Source organism: Actinoallomurus acaciae (genome assembly GCF_042429965.1).
Lineage (GTDB): Bacteria > Actinomycetota > Actinomycetes > Streptosporangiales > Streptosporangiaceae > Actinoallomurus > Actinoallomurus acaciae.
The window spans coordinates 1-2,059 of the sequence record NZ_JBHLZP010000886.1 but is presented as its reverse complement, the minus strand read 5'-3'; the positions used below and the strand labels follow the sequence as shown (position 1 = coordinate 2,059).

The window sequence follows — 2,059 nt, the reverse complement described above, 5'->3', positions numbered from 1 at the left end:
GGCCGGTGGACGACGACGCGCTCGCGCGGCATCCGGCCCAGCTCGGCGAGGAGCACGGCCGCGGTGTCCGGGACGCCGTCCACGTCGAGGTGGACGACGCGGGCGTCCGGGCGTTCGTGCGCGAGGGAGGCGACCAGGCCGGTCAGCGGCGCGCGTTCGAGGGCGGGGTTCCCGCCCGGGTCGACCGCGCGGGTGGTGATGGCGTACAGGCGGGCGGCCCCTGCGGACTCTCGTGCGAGGTGCAGCAGGTCGAGCAGTTCCGTACGTGCCTCCTGCGGGGTCGCGGGCGGTACGCCGCACGACCGCAGGTGGACGACGGTCTTCGGGAGCCCGCCGTCGGCCGTCAGCGCCTCGCGGAGCCGACGGTGACCGGCCTCGCTGCCGGGCGTCACCGCGTAGTGGTCGGGGCCCAGCCGGGCGAACTCCGCCCCGTCGCGGGGGATCTCGGCCCGTACGCAGCGCCGCCCGGCCGCGCCGAGCAGGTGGACGAGCCGTTCGCCGACTCCGTACGCGTCCAGGAGGATCAGGACGTCGCCGTCCGGCGTCTCCCCCGGCGTGCCCGGCAGGCGGCGCCGGACCCAGACGGGCCGGTGGAAGTGGGCGGGGACGCTCATGGCGTCGTCGCCGGGCGGGCGCACGGCGTACTCACCGGCCTCGAAGCGCGTCCGCAGCACCGAACGCTGGATCTTGCCGATCTCGGTCTTGGGAATGTCCGCGCGGCTCACCGGCACCACGTGGCGCGGGTTGATCCCGACGCGGTCCAGCACGACCTGGCGTACGCGGCGCAGGGCGTCCGCCTCCTCGTGGCCCTCGCGTACGCAGACGAAGACCGCGAGCTCGTCGCTGGCCGCGCCGCCGGGACGTACCGCGACGGCGGCGGTGAAGGAGGGTTCGACGCAGGCCAGCTCCTCGACCGCCGACTCGATCTCGTGGCTGTGGTGGTTGACGCCGTTGACGATGATGACGTCCTTGGCCCGCCCGGTGAGGGTGAGCCGCCCGTCCTGGATGCGGCCCAGGTCACCGGTGTCGAACCAGCCGTCGGCGGTGAACGCCTCGACGTTGCGTTCGGGCGCGTTGTGGTAGCCGCTGGTAACGGTCGTCCCGCGCACCTGCAGCCGGCCGATCCGGCCCTGGGGCAGAACGGTACGGCCGTCGTCGCCGACGACCCGCGCCGCGCAGCCGGGCAGCGGCCGGCCGACCTCGACGAAGGCGTCGTCGTCGCCCGTCGACTCCAGGGTGAACCGGTCGGAGTACGTCATCGCCGACGACGTCTCGGACATGCCCCAGCTGGGACGCATCGCCGTGGCGGGAAGGCCGTACGGGGCGAGCAGGCGCAGCCAGCGGCGGGCGACGCGGGAGACGATCGCCTCACCCGCGTTCATCACGAAGCGCAGCCGGGACAGGTCCCAGCCGCGCTCCCCCAGGTCGGCGGCGCGGTCGGTCACGAGGCCGAACGCGAAGTTGGGCGCCCAGGTGACCGTGGCGCGGTGCCGGTGCGCGACGTCGAGCCAGCGGAGCGGATCACGCAGAACCCAGCGCGTCGGCGCGTGCACCTGACGGCAGCCGAGGACGACGTCGCGCAGATGGAACATGACGACCCCGCCGACGTGGTCGAGGGGCATCCAGTTGAACGAGATGTCGTCCGGCCCAAGGCCGTTGCGAACCGCGGTCGCGGCGCTGCGGGCGAGGACGTTGCGGTGACTCAGCGTCACGGCCTTGGGACGGCCGGTGCTCCCGGAGGTCAGCAGGTACAGGACGGGGTCGTCGGCCCTGGCGGGATGGACGGCGGCCGGCTCTCGGTCGCGGGCGAGGTCGCCGGGGCTCGTCGCGCGAAGACCCTCCCAGCCGTGCTCACCCGCCGCCTCGCGCAGCTCGGCGAGCCGCCCGTACGCGGTGACGACGACGGGCCGGTCCAGCATGTCCCAGGCGCCGTGGAAGCGGTCGACCGCGGCGTCCCGGCGCCGGTAGTCCTCGGGCGCGGCCAGCGGCACCGCGACCAGACCGCCGAGGATCGCCGCCCACAGCACGGTCACGACCTCGGCGTGGTCGCCGAGCTGTC

1 protein-coding gene is annotated in these 2,059 nt (G+C 74.6%); it reads right to left on the bottom strand.

From position 1 onward, the window contains the following. On the bottom strand, positions 1 to 2,059 hold a 2,059-nt coding region (locus tag ACFFNX_RS48500; protein WP_378213211.1), incomplete at both ends, for an AMP-binding protein.